Genomic DNA, 17,195 nt, shown 5'->3' with positions numbered 1-17,195 from the left:
ATTCGGCGCCATCAAACGCCATGATTCAGGAGAAACATCATGTCTCAACAAGAAGCCAAACGTCGTCTACTTAGCCGTTTAAGCCGCCAATTTGGTTACACCGCACCGGCGCTTGCGCTAGTGGCTAGCGGCCTTGCCTTTCAGGCACACGCTGACGAACCCACAGAAGCATTTACCAATATGCAAGAAGCGCCGTTGATGCTGGCTGAAGCCCACCATGCAGAAGGTGAAGCCGAGGGAGAGGGAGAAGGTGAGGCTGAAGGAGAGGCCGAGGGTGAAGGCGGCGCTGAAGCCGGTTAAATATCCCCTTTTCCTTACACGGCCAAGTGCCCTGTGCCGGTTTAATCGCCGGCACAGCTTAACAGGAGCCCGTTATGCCCTCGCCGACACCGTTAAAGTCAGGTTCAAGCGCCACGGCGCTGCTGGTCGATGAAAACCTGCAAGCGCTGGAACAGCTCGCCAGGTTACTGGAACGCACCCCTGCGCCAACCTACCAACGCCTAGTGGGCAGCAGGCAAATGCAATCGCTGGGTAAGCATGTCCGCCATATATTGGAGCACTATCAGACGCTGATAGATGCGCCAGAACTTTCTCCAGCCCCCTCCCTAGAAACCTCTCAATCCACGGCATCGTTGGATTATGAACATCGCCAGCGGGAAGCGGCTCTGGAAAACAACCCTGTTCAGGCACGACAGCGTCTACATGAGCTGCAGGCAGGTTTAAAAGCTCTGTCAACAACGTCCCACGATACACTGCTGATACTTTGCTACCCCGTCGAAGAACCAGGGCATGCGCCGCCTGTAAACGCGCTGCCGCTGCCCTCTAGTCTAGGTCGCGAGCTTGCGTTTTTAACCAGCCATAGCATTCACCACATGGCACTGCTGAGCCTGCTCTGTGACCAACTGGGTATTGCGCTCCCCAGCAACTTCGGCGTACACCCTTCTACGCTGCGCTTTTGGGAACAGCAGCGCAAAGCGCTTTAGCGATGAAGGCACCACCGTCAAATAGAGACACAGCACTACGTTGTGTTGAATAACGAAAGCACCTCCAAACGCATGAAGGTGCCTACAGTGCTCTCGTTATCTAACTGTTGCCTGGCTTACTCTTTGATAAATATCCATACTTGCCGCTTCGCCTTCGCGTTCATCCGGCGCTTGATGAAATGACGATAACGCTGCTATTTGATCATCCGGCTTATCAAATAGCGCCTGTAACTGACGATCATCCAGCTCAGCAAGGCTGTCCTCAGACGCCAACAGCTGCAAGCGAAGCATCGCTTTCAATGCATCAACGCCGACCTTATCGCTATCAACCGTTTTAAAGACCTGCACATAGGCTTCGCCCTCTTCACTGGCCCCCACTTTGACGGGCTGGTCGATAATATTGACCTGGGTGCCGCTGGGCACGTTATCGAATATTGAGCTGATATCCTCTGGGTACATGCGTATACAGCCTCGGCTAGCGCGCATGCCAATACCATCAGGCTGATTAGTGCCATGAATCAAGTAGCCAGGAATATCCAATAAAATCGCATGCTCACCTAGCGGATTGTCAGGGCCAGGTGGCACCACCGCCGGAGCAGGGTCTCCCCGCTCAGCGGCTTCCTCACGCATAGAGCGGGGCGGATACCACGCTGGATTCTCTAAGCGAATGGTTGTTTTGGTAATGCCAAGTGGCGTGTTGTAGCCTTCACGGCCAATCCCAATAGGGTAGGTTTCAACCCAGGGCGTTTCTCCTGGTTTGACCTCAGGATAGTAATATAGCCTTAGTTCTGCGACGTTAATCACAATCCCCGTACGCGCCTCGTTAGGTAAGATATGGCGCCGAGGGATGGTCACAGCGGCCCCCTCTCCTGGCATCCACACACTTACTTCTGGGTTCGCAGAAAGAATCTCCTCATAGCCCACGTTATGTGCACGGGCAATATCAACGAGCGTATCGTCTTGATTGGCTACTACCTGATAATCTTGGCCGATAATATCGCCCTTTTCGGGAAGAGGGTAATGGTTGTCAGGCATATCCTCCTCACTGCCTTGTGCTAATAAGGGCCATGTCGACACACTCACGGTGGCTAAACCGCATACAGCGATCACGCTCTTTTTTAAAAAAACACGGCGCGTACTGGTGTTCATTAAGCTCATCATGCTTAAGCTCCTTTAACGCTAGCAACAGGCTGGGAACGCGACCATACGATCAGTGCCGCCCCACCCAGTAACATAGGTAGTGTCAGTAAATGGCCCATCGTGACCCAATCAAAGGCGATAAAACCCAAATGCGCATCGGGAAGGCGAACGAACTCCACGGCAAACCTAAAAACGCCGTAGGCAAGTAAGAAAACACCCGATAAAAAGCCTCGTTGTGCAGGTCGGCTTGCTAACCACCAAAGCAAAGCAAACAGCACCACGCCTTCTAAGAAAAACTCATAAAGCGCCGAAGGATGGCGTGGCTCTGGCCCTAGATGAGGAAACACCAGTGCCCAAGGCACATCGCTGATGCGGCCCGGCAGTTCATGGTTAATAAAGTTGCCTAACCTACCGGTACCTAAACCAATGGGTACCAAAGGCGTGATAAAGTCCGTGGTGTCTAAAAAACCCAACTGCTTTTTCCGAGCAAATAGCACCGCTGCGGTTAACACCCCAAGCAGCCCACCGTGGAAGCTCATCCCCCCATCCCACACGTGGAATACCCACAGCGGATTACTCAGCCACTGCTCCATTCCATAAAACAACGCGTAGCCCAAGCGCCCACCGGCCACGACGCCAATAGCGCTATAAAACACCAAATCACCAATGTCTTCGTTGCTAAGCCCTAAATAAGCAGCACGCCGCCGCCCTAACCACCAAGCAGCTAAGAAGCCCACTAAATACATCAGGCCATACCAATGAATCACTAGCGGCCCAATGGCAATAGCCACAGGGTCAATTGCAGGATATTCCATTACCGTTCTCCATCTATCCAACACATACGTCGTGCCCGCACAGATGCCATCAGCACGCTGCGCATTGCGGCGATTTTCAAATAACGACTAGAGAGATAATGAAACGCGGGGAGGTTTATCCAAACGATTAGGCAGACGTTGTGGGAAGGGCTGAAATGTCAGCCAATGCGGAGAGTGTACAGGAGCAACACCTGCTATTTGCCCAGCCGCTGACTGTGCAAAGGGTGAGCATGAGGCTTCGTGATATTCAGCATTTGTTGTAGGCGTACTGGCTAAGCAGCGTGAATCGTCAGCAGCAACAGGGGGCTCATCGAAAAAGCAGCTGACAGCACTCATGCCGCCAGCGCTAACGCTAGAGGCAGCCAGTAGCACCATCAAAAAAAGTGCGGAGAATTGCTTAATACCCGCGTTACGCATACAGCGCCATTTTATCTAACATCTTGCTCCCTTGGCTTACGCCGATGACGTATGCAGTGCATGTTTAACATAACAAAAACGATCAGTCCAAAATACAGCGGCTTGCACAACGCCCCTCCATGTCCATTCAAGCCGCTTGTTGCACTCCAAACGGTTGCACTAAAAAAACCTCTGATCAACTATCGCAGTGGCCGTCCGCTCCTCCCGCAAATGTTTGCTGGGCACTCACAACATAGGCTGCCAGAGCCGCTAACTCGTCCGACTCCCAATCGAGTGGCTCTGCTTCCATGGGCGCCACCATACAAAGCTGCACCATCTCATCGGCATACACTGTTTCCATACCAAACATATTGGTGCCCATCGCAACGGCATGAGGATAAGGCTGATTAAAGGTGTCCTGATAGCCCGACTGACCATCGCCACCGTGGCAGCTAGCACAGGAAAGACCATTACTGCTCAAGGAAGAATCGTTAAAGAGCGCCTTCCCCCGCTCGACCAATGAGGCGGGGTTATTACCGCTTTCATCGTAACCGGGCACGTAGCTATCCGGCCGCGACACGGCTTGTGTACGCGCATTGGCTGGCGCGCCAGCCTCAGCCTCGCCCTCGCCCTCGGCCTGGGATTCCCCTTCTGCCTCACCTTCAGCTTGCGCTTCGCCTTCACCCTCAGCCTGGGCGTCACCTTCAGCCTCTCCCTCTGCTTCCGCCTCGCCTTCAGGTTGGGCTTGGGCCTCAGCGTGATGGCTAGCCAACAGCAGCGCTGTAGGGGCTTCGCCATAGGCATACACCGCCTGGCTGTTGGCAACGGCTTGTAACTTCACTCCCCCCGCTATCAGTGCTAAAACAGGCGCGGTATAACACATTTTCAGACGCAGTTTACTGAGTAACTTATGGCGTTTTTGCTGTTCTTTAGACATGGCACCCACCTCTTATCACTGTTGTTATTCGAGCGCTGACCCACACCGCAGCCGCTCTATTTATTTTTTGCTTGTCTTTGTTGTGTGTTGTTGTTGAGTAACACCTATTGGTGACGGCCAAGGCAAAACCCTTACACCCCCATGACTTAAAAACTGCCCAATATGAATAAAACGGAAAAATTGACCATTGCCATTTCTGTACTCAACGTTCCATAATCAAGTCAAGCCAAACCGCTGAACAAACCGGGGCATAACCCAACATTCAGAAGGAGATTGAATAAATGACGGATTTTACACTGCACACAACCGATACCGCGCCAGAAGAAGCCAAAGCGAACTTGCAGGCGGCAGAGAAGAAAATGGGCTTTCTGCCCAATATATTCGCCAAAATGGCAGAAGCACCAACGCTGCTAGAAGCCTACTTGGCACTCGACGGGATTTACGCTAAAACCAGCTTTAGCCCGGTAGAGCAACAAGCCGCACTGCTCGCTATCAGCGCTGACAACCACTGTGCTTTTTGCGTTGCCGCCCACACCGGCGGGATCAAAAAAGCCGGTGCCGATGATGCAACTGTTAAAGATTTACGCGCCCGTACGACCCCAAACGATGCTAAGTTGGCAGCGGTAACTCGCTTTACCCGCCACTTGAATGCTCAACGCGGCTGGGCCGAACAAGCCGAGTTAGACGCGTTTTTGGAAGCTGGATTCACGCAGCAACAAGTACTCGAACTGGTTATCGCTTGTGCGTTGAAAACGCTTTCAAACTACACTAACCATATTGCGGGCACCCCGCTCAACGAAGAGCTTAAGCCACTCGCCTGGGAAGCCCCAGCGTCATAACGTAAGCGTAGCGTCCGATGGTCGTTAAGGCGGCCATCTGTTGTATTTAAAACACTCGCCTGAGTGCTCTTCTGGGGACGCATGTGAACACTGACACTCTTTCCATTGAAGGCCATATCACTGCCCTAAGGCCGAAGCTGATTGCGTTTGCACGGCTGCAGTTGCGAGATAGTGTTGCCGCTGAAGACACGGTTCAAGACACCCTCATCGTCGCACTGGAGAAGCATGACGCTTTCGCTGGGCGTTCGGCGTTTGAAACCTGGGTATTTGGCATTTTAAAAAACAAAATTCTTGAGCGTATACGCTACGAACGACGTTACTGTTCTTGGCAAGATAGTTCTTGGCAAAACAGTGAGCAGAGTGATGAAGATGCTTTCGAGAATTTGTTTCAAGACAATGGGCGTTGGCAACCGGCACATAAGCCTCAATCCTGGGGCAACCCAGATCAAGTTCTTGAAAACGCCTCCTTTTGGAAGTTATTAGACACCTGCTTACTAGTACTACCCGACAGCACAGCCCGCGTATTTACGATGCGTGAACTTATGGGGCTCACCACCCAGGAAATTTGCGACGCACTTTCGCTAAGCGATGCTAACTGCTGGGTGATGCTACACCGCGCTAGGTTGAAGCTACGCGCCTGTATCGAAAAAGGGTGGTTAACATAAAATGAAAAAGAAGACGGCAAAAAATCCGCCTCGCCGCAAGCCAGCAAAGCGTCGGTTAATGACAGTAGCTCGCAAATTACTGGTAGCGCTTGCATTTCTAGCAGTGCCTATCGCTTGGCTGATCGTAAACGAACGTACTGCCAGCGCCGAATCAGACCTTAGCGTTCTTGGCGGTGGAACGCCGGTCGCCGTGCAAATTCATGATCATAGCTGCCCGCTTTGCCAGCGCTTAAAAGCCAATGCTGAAGACGCATTAGCTCAAATGGATGCTCCGCCCGCTTGGCGTATTGTGGACATTAACACCACAAAAGGCGCTGATTTTGCCAAACAATATGGCGTTGGTCACGTAACGATTCTGCTCTTTGATGGGCAAGGAAATCGCCAGGATACGATTCAAGGGGTCACCAGCACGCCTTCGTTGCGCTCGTCCTTTGAACAGTTAACGGCCTCACGTCGCTAGCGTCGTAACGTTTTTCAACCTCAGTGGCTAGCCTTTTTCAGGCCCTTTGTCCTTTACATAGTAGGTCGATGTAAGGAAAAGCGCTTAGCAAACACTGAACCCAAAAGATTCAGCGCTGACGGTTAGTATCCACGGCCAGCGCCGAATTTTCGCCTGGTGAAAGGAGAGCCACATTATGATTATGTGCCGTGAGGCGACGCGCTTAATGTCACTCAAACAGGATAAAACGCTTAGTTTCCGTGAGAAGGCGTCACTGGGGTTTCATCTCTCTATGTGTGGCGCCTGCCGAGCCTGTGCTCGCCAGTTCGACCTGTTACATAAAATAGGTAGCCACCACCCCGCATCGCCAGACAAGCCATACAGCGATAGTGATCCTTATGAGCCGCGCTAGTGCCCTAACGGCTCTAACCGCGGCCATAACGTGCCTGTTCGCCATACCGTTTTCAGCAGCCCATGCCGAAGCGATTCACTTCTCGCCTAACCAGATCATGACTTGGCCTACGCGTAGTTTTTCCGGTGAAACCCATTACGACATTGTTGAAAAATCGGGTCAGCGCGTCCTGCAAGCCAGCGCACAGGGCCAAGCATCGGCTCGCTATTTAGAGCGGGATATTGACCTTAATGAAACGCCCTACCTTCACTGGTGTTGGCAGGTAAGCACCACATACCCAGGCATTGATGAAACCACCAAGGCGGGCGATGACTACCCAGCCCGCGTATACGTTGCGCGTAAAACAGGCTTGCTGCCGTGGCAGGTGGAGTCAGTCAACTACGTATGGGCATCAACGCAGCTCCAGGGGGCGACCTGGCCAAATGCGTTTACCAGCCGTGCTCAATTAATGGCGCTGCGAAGTGGCAACGATGACGTGGGCGAATGGGTAGCAGAGGTTCGTGATGTCCGCGCTGATTATCAGGCACTTTTCGGCAGCAGCCCCAGTCAGATCAACGGCATCGCGTTAATGAGCGATGGCGATAATGCAGGCGGCAATGCCACCGCCTGGTTTAGTCAACTTGGTTTTTCTAGCACCCCCATACCGCCTAGCTGCCCATAATTGAGTCACCCCTCACAATGCGCGATTAGTTATCACGCGTTATCTCAGCTCTCGTTCTCTCAGCTATCTTTAACGTACGACGATACTGCCGCTTGCACTTATATTAGTGGTTTTCCAGAGGTCTCCTCATGCTAACCCCAGAACATGAGCAGCTTATACACGACCACCACCCCGCCGCTATTCGCGCGCGATTAGCTAAACCTACAAAAGCTTCCACACTTCCCGATGCCGTACTTGGCGGTATTGATGGCTGTGTCACCACCTTTGCTGTGGTTTCAGGTGCCTTTGGGGCAGGCTTTTCTCCACAGGTAGCCCTGGTACTTGGCCTTGCCAATCTACTCGCTGATGGCTTCAGTATGGCCGTCAGTAATTATGAGGCAGGCCGTGCAAAACTGGCCCAAGCCGTGAGTGCCGAGCGCACAGAGCGACAACATATTGCGCTTATACCCGAGGGGGAGCGTGAAGAAATACGCCAGTTATTTCGTGCTAAAGGGTTTGAGGGGCAATTGCTTGAGGAAGCCGTAGACGTAATTTGCAGCGATCCTGAGGTGTGGGTAGCCACTATGATACGAGAAGAGCACCAACTGAATGTGGAGGGCATCAGCCCACTGCGCTCAGCACTGGTAACCTTTATAGCGTTTTTGATCGTTGGTGCGATCCCGTTACTCCCCTATACATTTTCTGGATTCAGCACCACCACTCAATTTCTCAGTAGCTTAGGTTTGGCAGGAGGTGTCTTTCTAGCCATTGGAATGCTCAAAAGTGCTGTCTACCAACAACCAATATGGCGTTCGGGCATACGCACATTAGTTATGGGTATCGCCGCCGCCGGGCTTGCCTTTGGTGCTGGTTATTTCGCCCAAGGTCTTATCAGTGGCTAGGCAGCCCTAACACAGTTCTCATCGCGGAGCTTTTTAGACGCCCTACCCGAGTGCTTAAAGAAAATAGCGATTTAGTAAAACGCACCACCCAAGCGATGCAACAGGTGGTAGAGCAGGGAAAATCCAGCCAAACGAGCGTTGGGGAAATAGAAACGATCGTGAATGAGATACTCACTGGAGCACGAAGCGTTTCAAGCTCTATTGATCAGTTAGCCCTAGAATCTCCTAACTGATGCATAAAAAAAGCCAGCACCGAAAAGTGCTGGCCTACGATTTTGACACACTCGACCTAGCGCAATGTTGTTTTACGCAGGTAAGGCAGAACCGCATCAAACTCACCAAACTTCTGCTTGGCATCTTCATCCGACACACTCGGCGGAATAATAACGTCTTGCCCAACGGTCCAGTCAGCAGGTGTGGCCACACCATGTTTTGCGTTAGTTTGGAGGGCATCAAGAGCACGCAAGATTTCCGCAAAGTTGCGCCCCACGGTCATCGGATACGTCATGGAAAGTTTCAGTTGCTTGTCCGGGCCAATAATAAACACCGAACGCACGGTGGCGCTATCAGCCGGCGTGCGGCCATCGGGCAGATAAGCATCTTCCGGCAGCATGTCGAAGAGTTTAGAAACGTTTAGCCCTTCGTCGGCAATAATCGGGAAGCCCACCGTGCTGCCGCTAAACTTTTCAATATCCCCCGCCCAGCGTTTGTGGTCTTCCACACCATCGACAGAAACCCCAATTACCTTGGTGCCACGTTTTTCCCATTCCGCACTTAACGTAGCAACCGCACCAAACTCGGTAGTGCAGACCGGCGTGAAATCTTTCGGGTGAGAAAACAGGATCGCCCAGCTATCGCCAATCCACTCATGAAAACGGATAGGGCCTTGGCTGGTTTCTGCGTCGAAATCAGGTACTACTGCATTGATACGTAATGACATTATCTTTCCTTAACAGGCTTCACGGCACACTGGAACTTTTCCGATCTTGATGTTCTTCACTTGTTAAGACAACCCACGTTTATCACTCGTTCACAGCTATTAGGGCTGCATGTCTTTTATTACCAGCGTGAATTACCACTGCCACTCACAGCGTGCCACTGCATCGTGGGCATGCAGGCTCTCAGCATGTACCACCTTAAGCTGGAACCCATCGATATAATCCATTTTTCTAAGCACATTATCCAGGCGCTTAGCGGCGTCTTCGCAAAACATTAGGTTTTGCCCATTCGCAAGCGCAAAGGCTTGTTCATCAATGCGCTTCACCGCGGTTTGCAACGCTGTCCCTAGGGCTTTCTCGATACGTTCCACAACTGCTTCCAGCGGTATATCGGCGTTACCGTTTAACCGCACCGAGCAGTGAGCGTGACTGCGCTGGCTGTGAGGCGTGGCTAAAATCCCTTCCTCGCTGCCTAACCAGGCAAGCACAGCCTGTTTAGAGAGTGGAATATCGTCAAAATCCGTTGTAAAAGCCTGCTGAATTAATTGCCGGGCTAATGCAGCTGAACAGGGGCACGTTGACGAATAGCCAACGGCTACCTCTAACTCCAGTTGAAATCCTAACGGGGTAAGCTGGCCATGCAGCGTAAACGGATAACTCTTCCACCCCGCTAGGGGACTAATAAGGGCCTCCCGCTTAAGTAGCACATCCCCGCTAAACATGAGGTATGCATGTGTTGATAACCCTTGATGGCTCTCTAAAAAAGCACCGAGAACACGCTGAATTGATGCTTGTGAAAGAGGTTGATGCTCTAAGGATTCAAGTGCCGTATAGAGCCGCGACATGTGGATGCCACGCGCCTCGGCTGCCTCAAGACTGACGCCCGCTGAAACCTTGGCATTGACTTGGCTTCCAGCCAACACGACAGGCAGCGCAATGCCCTCCATCCCCACCCAGGAAAGAGTGCCCGGTAATTGGGCAGTTTGTTGGGCAATATCGGGTAACGTAACCGCCGTCATTTAACGACCTCATTAGATGGTGTGAAAAATGAATAAAGCTCGGCCACCGTGGCTGGCGCCACGTTTTGGGTAATAAACACAAACCGTGAAATACGATCGCTCACGCTGTTAAGTGGCAGCGGCGCCGGTGGGTGAAAAATGTGCTGAACGCCATGCAGCGCCAAGGGCGCTTCACGGTCAGTCAGGTGAACTACCGCTTTCATACGCAGCATTTTTTCACCCATTAATGACATCACTATATCCAGCCAATTCTCTAGCACCTCCGGGGTAATACGCGCCTCAACACAAAAGCAAAACGCATTGATATGCTCCCCATGGCGAGTGAGCGTCGGCTGGCTGTTTGGTTGGGTTAACGTAGCAACCGTGCTATTTGGCTTACCCTCACCAGGGGTGTGGGGAGCTGCATAATGCGCGTGATAGCTGGCCGCCTTTAACCACTGGTTTACTTGATAGCCTTGTGATGCCCCACGGTATAACCCGGCACCTACCAGTAAGTCGGGCGCGAGATTGCCATTGATTACCTGCCACTGCTCAGCGGCCGGGTTAATCTTAGCTAGCTGATTGGCTAAATAGCCCAAACGCCCTTCATCGGCTAAGTCCGTCTTGGTAATAAGCAGCCTGTCCGCCACCGCCACCTGCCGCTGTGACTCTCGATGCGCTTGCAGCGTTGCTTCCCCGTTGGCGGCATCCACACAGCACACCACGCTATCTAGCTGAAAACGATGGGCAAGCCAGTGGTCGGTCATTAACAGCTGCAAAATAGGCGCGGGGTCGGCAAGCCCAGTGGTTTCGATCACTACACGGGAGGGTGGCGGCTTACCTTTTGCCAGCAGCTCATCTATCGCCTGTTGTAGCGTACGGCTTAAATCGCCTCGCAATGTGCAGCACAAACAGCCACTACTCATCTCTACGACCGCTTGCTCGTCGCTTTGGGTAATCAACTGGTGGTCTAAGCCAATATCGCCAAACTCATTGATCACCACCAGCGTATTTTGCATAGAAGCTTGGCGAACCCAACGGTTAAGCAGCGTGGTTTTACCGCTCCCTAAGAACCCGGTAAGCACATTCACCGGCGTTAGCGTCGTAAACTGCATTACTCCCCCCGCGCTTTGCGGTAATGGTGCTCTTTTTGCTCTTGGCGCTCTTTTGCTTCTATGCAGAGCTTTGCCGTTGGACGAAACAGCAGCCGTGGAATGCCAATGGGCTCGCCAGTCTCTTCACAGTAGCCGTACTCCCCGCTTTCAATGCGCTTTAGCGCCGCATCAATGTTAATGATTAGCCTGCTTTCTCGGTCGGCTTGGCGCAGCGCTAGACGTAGCTCCTCTTCAAACGACGCCTGGTCTGCCTCATCGCTGTCGCGTTCATGGGAGGCGATAGCCGCTTTGACCTCTCTTAGGTGCGACGTTAGCTCCTCGCGCTCGTCTAATAAACGCTGCTTAAAAAACGCCAGCTGTGCGGCGTTCATATAGTCACTTTCAGGTTGTGCCAAAAGCGCACTCTCCTGCACTTTTTGCATGGAGGCGGGCGTCGCGTTGGTGTCTGATTCACTAGGGGATAGATGAGTATCACGTTGCAATGGGTGGCCTCCTTTTGATAAAAACGTTATAACATAACAAATAAAGCACTTCGACTCATACTTCCCTAGGAGCTTTGCTATGCCTACCCCCTATTCAACGACAGCGACCACCCTAGATGTATACCCAAACGCCGCTATAGATAGTGACATCAGCGTGCTGCCGCGTATTTTTGAAGAACACATTAGCATCGCTATTTTCAAACGCACGCTGCCCGCTGAAATAGCGATAAGCGCAAATGCCCAGTGCCAAACTAGCCGCGATTGGCAGTACGGATGGCTAGGCAGCCCAACAGACGCACTGAGAGAAGACCTCTACCGCAAACTTCCAGAACCCTCAGCAGGGGATGCACTGATTGAGGATATTGCGACGGTTGCCGAAGCCATCGCCTATCTCTTTGATACCGACACCGTCGGCATTCGGCTACGCTTATTAACCGCCGCCATGTGCCCGCGTTTTCACTGCGATAACCTCCCTGTGCGCTTAGTCGCCACCTACGCGGGCCCTGGCAGCGAATGGCTGCCCGAACACGCCGTTAACCGTGCAGGACTAGGCGCCCCTGCGCCCAACCGCCCAGAGATCGTACGCGATAGCCACGCCATTCAGCGCATGCAAGCAGGCGACATTGGATTGATAAAAGGCAGCGGCTGGGAAGGCAGTGAAGAGCGCGGTTTAGTACACCGCAGCCCAGCACTTAATGAGGGCCAAAAGCGGTTACTGCTGACCATTGACCCGGCTTAACCTTCTTCCATTATATGGTCCACCCAACGCGCCTTCGCTGCACCACACGGACATAAAAGAGCGCCGCTAAAGAGGTCGAAAAAATCGCATCAGCACTTAAACACCACAGCACTAAGGCCAGGATGGCGCGATACTAGCGTCGACTTTAGCCACCCGGTCGCCCTGGTAAAACACGCAGCAAGCGCAGCCCCCATAACAGCATACCCATGGCCACATGGGTTATAATTAGCATCGGCGCGAAGGGCTGGTCCCACCAAAGGCTCAACCACCAAGCGGCCATAAAAGTAATGAGCCCAAGCAATATAGTGCGTTGTATCCAGTGCTGCAGGCAGCGAGCCTGTAGCGCACTCATCCAGGCGGGAAACAGCAGCGTCGATAGCGCCGCAGGAACGCCAAACACCATAGCTCCCATGACAATCACTGCCACCAGCCACCCAGCCTCTAAAAGACGCGCGGATAAGCTGGGTGTGACCCACGACGCCACGTTAGGCGCTAACTGCCCCCGCAACCATGTCCGCCTAAGTGTCCAGAACAGCAGCAGTGAAACCAGCGTTAAGCCGATGACTGCCCATGTGTCCGAAGGCACCACAAAATAGAGCTGCCCCTCCGCCCAACGCGCTGCCGCTAAGCTAGCTTGCGGTGCGTTGGCGGCCAGCAGTGTCACTAGTGCTAAACCAGCCAAAAAGCTCGCTAGCGCTGCATGCTCCGCTTGTCGTTGCACCCGCAGTAGCCACATCATCGCCCCGCTTACCCCTAACGCTATAGGGAGCACCGGCCAAGACAGCGCCGATGCTGCGACACCGCCAACCGCCGCCCATTGGCTGAGCGCCAGCGCCTGCCAAGCAGATCCTTTCAGGAACAGCCCAACACCTGCTAATGCAAGCAACAGCGTCATGCCAACACCTGTCAGCAGCGGCAGCCAGAGCATGTCAGGCAGCATCCAAACACGCCTCCAATGGCAGTGACTTAGCACCACAGGCGTCGATCATGCCACGGTCGTGACCGGGCATGAGCAGCGTGACATTTTGAGAAAGCTCTTTCATCAGCTCAACGGCTATCTGCTTAACCGCCTGATCCAGATGGTTCGCCGGCTCATCCAACATCACTAGATGCGGTACTTTAACGCCTGCGCCTGCAGGGGGTGTTAATGCAGCCGCCAGCCTCAAAAGCTGCCATTGCCCCCCGCTAAGGGAGTCAATCCGCTTCGGCAGCAGTGCCGCTAAACGCGGAAGTTCAGGCGGCACAATGCCCATGGCAGCAAACCAGTCATGACCTGAAAGCGGCCAGGGGTCGCGGCGCATACTCTCCTGAGCCAGCAGCATCAGTGTCAGCTTTGGATAGCGCCAAAAATCGCCGGAAAACACCGCTACTTGACCAGCAATCGCTTTGAGCAGTAGTGACTTACCACTGCCATTCGGCCCAGTAATCGCAAGCCTTGCCCCCATGGGGATGATCAAACTCAACGGCCCTACCAAGGCACGCTCCACACCGAGCGATGCTTGATCTAGCGCCACAATCACATCAGCACTTGGCATTTAGCGCGCCTCCAGCGCGTCGACCCATGTTCGCATCAGGGTGAGATACCCCTCTAGCGTTGGTGTCTGTGGTTCTAAAGGGACGCTTGACGCGGGCCATGCCAGGTAACGTTGCAAAAACTCCGCACCCCTAGCGGGCTGAAAGTTGGCGTAGAGCACGCGGCCAGCTGTGCCTTGCAACTCGTCAACTAGCTCGCGTAGATGGCGTGCTCCTGGTGGAATACCTGGCGCAGGTTCCAGGTACCCCACTACGTTTACCGGCAACCACTCTTCCAAGTAGTCAAGATCTTCGTGGTAAACCACGATGCGCTGCTCAGCCACGCCCGCTGCGAGCTCTTTCGCTTCATCCCGCAGGGCTCTTGCCAAGACGTCCGCGCGGGAACGGTAATCCTCGGCATGCTCTGGATCCAGCTGCGCTAATCGACGTGCCAATGCCTCACCCAGCGTCGCCATGCGCAGTGGGTCGACGTTGAAATGCGGATTCCCTTCAGCGTGCACATGTCCAACGTTCGGACCATCCATGGTGATAGAGCGCCTAAGCGGTAAAATATTGGCGCTAACAAAGTGTGTGTCACGACCACTATTCACCGCTGGGTTCGCAGCACCGCGTTGAGCTGCAGGGAGCCAGCCCTCCTCTAGGCCCGCTCCCACCTCCAGCAGCACATCGGCCCGACGCAGCGCCGCCATAAAGCTGGGGCGCGCGTCCAGGTAGTGGGCATCGCGGTCTGGGGCAGCCAACACGGTCACCGACACCTGATCCCCACCTACTTCGTTAGCTAACATACCGAGACTTGCCGTCGTCGCAACGATATTAAGTGTCGCCAGCGCTGGGAACGGCAGGCTTATTAACAGCGTTAGGGCGAGAGCCCCAACGCTGCGCTTCAGCATAAGTCGCATTTAACGCTCCTTAGAAACGGTGGGCGCCGTGTGCCCCTAGTGCCACATTGACCTGGAACATTAGCTCCAAGCCGCGATCACGCTCGCCATTGTTGGCGGCGAAGTCGTTGTGGCTCAGCTGAGTGCGTAAAAACACCTGCTCAACAGGGCGAAACGTCACTTGGGCACTATGCCGATAAGAGGTGCTAAGCGACTCTACTTCCGTAGGATGAAAGTCGACCACTTTATTGGTCAGACCCAATGCCTCGGTGCGCAAGCCTGCCTGCCAACGGGGCGCTACGCCATAAACAGCTTCTAGGTACATTCCATCCTGACGCTCACGGTGGCGGTCCCGCTGCTCCCAGTTGCCATGCTCAACGTACTCGTCAAGATTGCGCCAAACGTGGAAGTATTCACTGGTAACACGCCAGTCGCCTTGGCCATAGGAGCGCCCGGCATCGTAACGGTAAGCAAGGTCTAAACCTGCAAACCAAGCATCGCCTTCAAGCGCATGAGCGTGATGGCCGTGATCTTCTACACGAGCTACCTGACGGTTATAACCAGTCGACGCGCCTAATTGCAGTGCGTGGTCTGCTCCAAGATCTGGCCCTGTTTTCACAAAGGCAGTAAATAGCGTTGGCGCACTATGCTCTGAATAAGGGGCACCGCCATGGCTGTGTCCGTGCCCGTGATCGTCGTGACCATGCCCGTGATCGTCGTGGCCATGCCCGTGATCGTCGTGACCATGCCCGTGATCATCGTGGCCATGCCCGTGATCGCCGTGACCACTGGCGACGGCGACAAAGCGGTTAAAGTGGCCGTTTTCTCCCTGTAACACTTCAATACCGAATCGTGTAAACGTCCGCGTTGGCGCTACCCAGCTCGCCTGTATCCCCGTTTCTTGCAGACCGTGGTCACCAAATAGGAAACGATTTACCAGCGGACGATCAGAAAAGTTCCAGTCATGCGGGTGGCGGCTATTCATGTACCCCACGTCTGACAGAAACTTACCACCCTTAAGCTGAAACCCTGCCGGTAACGCACGCGTAACTAAGTAGGCTTCTTCAACTTCTATGTGATCCTCATCAAACCCTACTAGCAGCGTGCCATCTAATAAGTCGCCCAGCCGCGATTCAATGATCAGTTCGGAATGCCCAAGGTTGAAGCCTTCACTCAGACCGTGGTCATGGCTGTGGCTGTGTCCGTGGTCATGGCCATGATCATGGCCTGAAAAACCAGCCAGCGTCTGATTACCGCTGGATATTTCGTTATAAAAAAATCCTTCCAAAATCAGCGAGACATCAATTTCCAAGCCAGTATCTCTGCTGCCTTCCGCCACCGCGATGGGCGGTATAAAAAGTGCTGCGGTCGTCAGTCCTGCAAGCACACTCTTCAACCCACGTTTACTCATTAATCAATCTCTTACACAATATGTTATGATATATCATAACAATATATTAATAATATAATTATCAGTCATTTATTAACGGCAGACGCCCACAGTTGCATTCTAGTGGCCGACACCTCTTAAAAATATTATGTTATAACATAACATAATTCAAGAAGAGCCCACGTGAAGAGGTCTGCCATAAAAAACCGGCGCACTACGCGCCGGTCAACAATCGAAACCTAACAGGCAACCTTCATTTAGCAATCAACACTCCGACCACATTCTAACCAGGTTATTATACGTGCCCGTAAGGGCAACCAACTCATGGTGCGCCTCTCCTTGCTCCGACCTTAGTCGACGCAGCGACGTGTCCATTTCATAAAGTAAACGGCGCTTTTCTGTGTCGCGAATCAGGCTTTGCATGAACATATAGCAGCCCAGTCGCTCACCGCTTGTCACCGCCGTGACTTCATGTAGCGAACCCGACGGATAGGTAATTAAGCTCCCTGCCGATAATTTAACGGTTTGTTCGCCGAAGGTGTCGGTAATTTTCAGCTCACCCCCTTCGTACTCATCCGGAACAGACAGAAACAGCGTTGCCGACACATCAGTGCGTAAATAGCTGCCGTCTGGCAGTGGACGCAACGTGCTGTCAATGTGCTTACCGTAATGACTATCTTCCACCGTGTAACGATTGAAGTTAGGTGGAATAATTTTTAAAGGCAGTACAGCGCTCATCACTTCTGGCGTACGGTTTAATGCACGCATCACGATAGTGCGCATATCGCGAAGCACCGGTGACTGCTCTGGGATTTGCAGGTTCTTTTTCACCTGTCGTGCCTGTGGGCCCGCACTAATGCCACGCGCCCACTCGGCCTCTAATAGCTGGCGACGCATGGTCGCCAGCTCTTCAGGTGTCAGAATATTTTCAAAACTGACAATCATAGGTTAGCT

The 17,195-nt window shown here is 53.2% G+C and carries 21 protein-coding genes and 1 pseudogene; 10 read left to right on the top strand and 12 right to left on the bottom strand.

The genetic code is table 11. The annotated features are described in order from the left end of the window. The first annotated feature begins 39 nt into the window (after positions 1-39). On the top strand, positions 40-300 hold the full coding sequence (locus P8S54_RS15375; protein ID WP_009100231.1) for a hypothetical protein: 261 nt from the start codon (positions 40-42) through the stop codon (positions 298-300). Between the two features lie 74 nt (positions 301-374). Beyond that, on the top strand, positions 375-983 hold the full coding sequence (locus P8S54_RS15370) for a DinB family protein (protein ID WP_281442434.1): 609 nt from the start codon (positions 375-377) through the stop codon (positions 981-983). Between the two features lie 96 nt (positions 984-1,079). Here the strand turns inward: P8S54_RS15370 and P8S54_RS15365 are convergent, their stop codons facing one another. The 3 genes from P8S54_RS15365 to P8S54_RS15355 all read right to left on the bottom strand — a co-directional run bounded on the left by P8S54_RS15365 (position 1,080) and on the right by P8S54_RS15355 (position 4,271). Next, positions 1,080-2,144: a L,D-transpeptidase family protein gene (locus P8S54_RS15365; RefSeq protein ID WP_281442433.1), complete on the bottom strand. Its 1,065-nt coding sequence runs from the start codon at positions 2,142-2,144 to the stop codon at positions 1,080-1,082. A gap of 2 nt (positions 2,145-2,146) precedes the next feature. After that, positions 2,147-2,938, bottom strand: a complete 792-nt coding sequence (gene lgt / locus P8S54_RS15360) for a prolipoprotein diacylglyceryl transferase (protein ID WP_281442432.1) — start codon at positions 2,936-2,938, stop codon at positions 2,147-2,149. A 592-nt stretch (positions 2,939-3,530) separates the two neighbouring features. Continuing rightward, positions 3,531-4,271: a c-type cytochrome gene (locus tag P8S54_RS15355; protein ID WP_281442431.1), complete on the bottom strand. Its 741-nt coding sequence runs from the start codon at positions 4,269-4,271 to the stop codon at positions 3,531-3,533. A gap of 281 nt (positions 4,272-4,552) precedes the next feature. On the opposite strand from P8S54_RS15355, the gene P8S54_RS15350 reads away from it, so the two are divergent. From P8S54_RS15350 to P8S54_RS15320, 7 genes and pseudogenes are all read left to right on the top strand, one after another. Further along, positions 4,553-5,110, top strand: coding sequence for a carboxymuconolactone decarboxylase family protein (locus P8S54_RS15350; RefSeq protein WP_281442430.1), 558 nt, complete (start codon positions 4,553-4,555; stop codon positions 5,108-5,110). 83 nt (positions 5,111-5,193) lie between these two features. Further along, complete coding sequence (locus P8S54_RS15345; protein ID WP_281442429.1) at positions 5,194-5,775, top strand: sigma-70 family RNA polymerase sigma factor; 582 nt, start codon at positions 5,194-5,196, stop codon at positions 5,773-5,775. 58 nt (positions 5,776-5,833) lie between these two features. Further along, complete coding sequence (locus P8S54_RS15340) at positions 5,834-6,235, top strand: thioredoxin domain-containing protein (protein WP_281442428.1); 402 nt, start codon at positions 5,834-5,836, stop codon at positions 6,233-6,235. Between the two features lie 175 nt (positions 6,236-6,410). After that, positions 6,411-6,626, top strand: a complete 216-nt coding sequence (locus P8S54_RS15335; protein WP_281442427.1) for a zf-HC2 domain-containing protein — start codon at positions 6,411-6,413, stop codon at positions 6,624-6,626. Then, positions 6,613-7,287 carry a DUF3047 domain-containing protein gene (locus tag P8S54_RS15330; RefSeq protein ID WP_281442426.1) on the top strand — a complete coding sequence of 225 codons (675 nt, stop codon included), beginning with the start codon at positions 6,613-6,615 and terminating at the stop codon, positions 7,285-7,287. Before P8S54_RS15335 ends, P8S54_RS15330 begins: the two co-directional genes overlap by 14 nt. 128 nt (positions 7,288-7,415) lie before the next feature. Then, the gene (locus P8S54_RS15325; RefSeq protein ID WP_281442425.1) at positions 7,416-8,168 is read left to right on the top strand and encodes a VIT1/CCC1 transporter family protein; all 753 of its coding nucleotides are present in this window, start codon (positions 7,416-7,418) and stop codon (positions 8,166-8,168) included. 44 nt (positions 8,169-8,212) lie between these two features. Next, positions 8,213-8,401: pseudogene (locus tag P8S54_RS15320) on the top strand (chemotaxis protein); the annotation flags it as partial. A gap of 56 nt (positions 8,402-8,457) precedes the next feature. On the opposite strand, the gene P8S54_RS15315 reads toward P8S54_RS15320, so the two are convergent. The 4 genes from P8S54_RS15315 to dksA form a co-directional block, all read right to left on the bottom strand. Next, a complete protein-coding gene (locus P8S54_RS15315; protein ID WP_281442424.1) occupies positions 8,458-9,108 on the bottom strand; it encodes a peroxiredoxin in 651 nt (216 codons plus the stop codon). A gap of 132 nt (positions 9,109-9,240) precedes the next feature. After that, a complete protein-coding gene (gene folE2 / locus P8S54_RS15310; RefSeq protein WP_281442423.1) occupies positions 9,241-10,125 on the bottom strand; it encodes a GTP cyclohydrolase FolE2 in 885 nt (294 codons plus the stop codon). After that, the gene (locus P8S54_RS15305) at positions 10,122-11,219 is read right to left on the bottom strand and encodes a GTP-binding protein (protein WP_009100202.1); all 1,098 of its coding nucleotides are present in this window, start codon (positions 11,217-11,219) and stop codon (positions 10,122-10,124) included. The genes folE2 and P8S54_RS15305 overlap by 4 nt, the downstream gene beginning before the upstream one ends. Further along, positions 11,219-11,641 carry an RNA polymerase-binding protein DksA gene (gene dksA, locus P8S54_RS15300; RefSeq protein ID WP_035540716.1) on the bottom strand — a complete coding sequence of 141 codons (423 nt, stop codon included), beginning with the start codon at positions 11,639-11,641 and terminating at the stop codon, positions 11,219-11,221. The genes P8S54_RS15305 and dksA overlap by 1 nt, the downstream gene beginning before the upstream one ends. A gap of 139 nt (positions 11,642-11,780) precedes the next feature. Between dksA and P8S54_RS15295 the strand changes: the two genes are divergently transcribed. Then, positions 11,781-12,440, top strand: coding sequence for a DUF1826 domain-containing protein (locus P8S54_RS15295; RefSeq protein ID WP_281442422.1), 660 nt, complete (start codon positions 11,781-11,783; stop codon positions 12,438-12,440). Positions 12,441-12,585: 145 nt separating this feature from the next. Here P8S54_RS15295 and P8S54_RS15290 read toward each other — a convergent pair whose 3' ends face one another. The 5 genes from P8S54_RS15290 to P8S54_RS15270 all read right to left on the bottom strand — a co-directional run bounded on the left by P8S54_RS15290 (position 12,586) and on the right by P8S54_RS15270 (position 17,186). After that, complete coding sequence (locus P8S54_RS15290; protein ID WP_281442421.1) at positions 12,586-13,380, bottom strand: metal ABC transporter permease; 795 nt, start codon at positions 13,378-13,380, stop codon at positions 12,586-12,588. Beyond that, positions 13,370-13,975, bottom strand: coding sequence for an ATP-binding cassette domain-containing protein (locus tag P8S54_RS15285; protein WP_281442420.1), 606 nt, complete (start codon positions 13,973-13,975; stop codon positions 13,370-13,372). Before P8S54_RS15285 ends, P8S54_RS15290 begins: the two co-directional genes overlap by 11 nt. Continuing rightward, positions 13,976-14,872: a metal ABC transporter substrate-binding protein gene (locus P8S54_RS15280; RefSeq protein ID WP_281442419.1), complete on the bottom strand. Its 897-nt coding sequence runs from the start codon at positions 14,870-14,872 to the stop codon at positions 13,976-13,978. A gap of 10 nt (positions 14,873-14,882) precedes the next feature. Next, positions 14,883-16,262 carry a TonB-dependent receptor gene (locus P8S54_RS15275; RefSeq protein WP_281442418.1) on the bottom strand — a complete coding sequence of 460 codons (1,380 nt, stop codon included), beginning with the start codon at positions 16,260-16,262 and terminating at the stop codon, positions 14,883-14,885. A 243-nt stretch (positions 16,263-16,505) separates the two neighbouring features. After that, positions 16,506-17,186 (bottom strand): Fe2+-dependent dioxygenase, encoded by a 681-nt coding sequence (locus P8S54_RS15270; RefSeq protein WP_281442417.1) that lies wholly within the window; start codon positions 17,184-17,186, stop codon positions 16,506-16,508. Between the last annotated feature and the right edge of the window lie 9 nt (positions 17,187-17,195).

It is taken from the genome of Halomonas sp. M1 (genome assembly GCF_029581375.1).
Classification (GTDB): domain Bacteria; phylum Pseudomonadota; class Gammaproteobacteria; order Pseudomonadales; family Halomonadaceae; genus Vreelandella.
The sequence above is the reverse complement of the archived record's forward strand: the minus strand, read 5'-3'. Positions and strand labels throughout refer to the sequence as shown.

What these genes read in the sequence shown, in the direction of transcription:
- P8S54_RS15275 (WP_281442418.1), bottom strand. Translation starts at nt 16,262, where the DNA reads ATGAGTAAACGTGGGTTGAAGAGTGTGCTTGCAGGACTGACGACCGCA.
- P8S54_RS15365 (WP_281442433.1), bottom strand. Translation starts at nt 2,144, where the DNA reads ATGATGAGCTTAATGAACACCAGTACGCGCCGTGTTTTTTTAAAAAAG.
- P8S54_RS15270 (WP_281442417.1), bottom strand. Translation starts at nt 17,186, where the DNA reads ATGATTGTCAGTTTTGAAAATATTCTGACACCTGAAGAGCTGGCGACC.
- P8S54_RS15355 (WP_281442431.1), bottom strand. Translation starts at nt 4,271, where the DNA reads ATGTCTAAAGAACAGCAAAAACGCCATAAGTTACTCAGTAAACTGCGT.
- P8S54_RS15285 (WP_281442420.1), bottom strand. Translation starts at nt 13,975, where the DNA reads ATGCCAAGTGCTGATGTGATTGTGGCGCTAGATCAAGCATCGCTCGGT.
- P8S54_RS15370 (WP_281442434.1), top strand. Translation starts at nt 375, where the DNA reads ATGCCCTCGCCGACACCGTTAAAGTCAGGTTCAAGCGCCACGGCGCTG.
- folE2 (WP_281442423.1), bottom strand. Translation starts at nt 10,125, where the DNA reads ATGACGGCGGTTACGTTACCCGATATTGCCCAACAAACTGCCCAATTA.
- P8S54_RS15330 (WP_281442426.1), top strand. Translation starts at nt 6,613, where the DNA reads ATGAGCCGCGCTAGTGCCCTAACGGCTCTAACCGCGGCCATAACGTGC.
- P8S54_RS15305 (WP_009100202.1), bottom strand. Translation starts at nt 11,219, where the DNA reads ATGCAGTTTACGACGCTAACGCCGGTGAATGTGCTTACCGGGTTCTTA.
- dksA (WP_035540716.1), bottom strand. Translation starts at nt 11,641, where the DNA reads ATGCAAAAAGTGCAGGAGAGTGCGCTTTTGGCACAACCTGAAAGTGAC.
- P8S54_RS15375 (WP_009100231.1), top strand. Translation starts at nt 40, where the DNA reads ATGTCTCAACAAGAAGCCAAACGTCGTCTACTTAGCCGTTTAAGCCGC.
- P8S54_RS15295 (WP_281442422.1), top strand. Translation starts at nt 11,781, where the DNA reads ATGCCTACCCCCTATTCAACGACAGCGACCACCCTAGATGTATACCCA.
- P8S54_RS15325 (WP_281442425.1), top strand. Translation starts at nt 7,416, where the DNA reads ATGCTAACCCCAGAACATGAGCAGCTTATACACGACCACCACCCCGCC.
- P8S54_RS15315 (WP_281442424.1), bottom strand. Translation starts at nt 9,108, where the DNA reads ATGTCATTACGTATCAATGCAGTAGTACCTGATTTCGACGCAGAAACC.
- P8S54_RS15340 (WP_281442428.1), top strand. Translation starts at nt 5,834, where the DNA reads ATGACAGTAGCTCGCAAATTACTGGTAGCGCTTGCATTTCTAGCAGTG.
- lgt (WP_281442432.1), bottom strand. Translation starts at nt 2,938, where the DNA reads ATGGAATATCCTGCAATTGACCCTGTGGCTATTGCCATTGGGCCGCTA.
- P8S54_RS15335 (WP_281442427.1), top strand. Translation starts at nt 6,411, where the DNA reads ATGATTATGTGCCGTGAGGCGACGCGCTTAATGTCACTCAAACAGGAT.
- P8S54_RS15280 (WP_281442419.1), bottom strand. Translation starts at nt 14,872, where the DNA reads ATGCGACTTATGCTGAAGCGCAGCGTTGGGGCTCTCGCCCTAACGCTG.
- P8S54_RS15290 (WP_281442421.1), bottom strand. Translation starts at nt 13,380, where the DNA reads ATGCTGCCTGACATGCTCTGGCTGCCGCTGCTGACAGGTGTTGGCATG.
- P8S54_RS15350 (WP_281442430.1), top strand. Translation starts at nt 4,553, where the DNA reads ATGACGGATTTTACACTGCACACAACCGATACCGCGCCAGAAGAAGCC.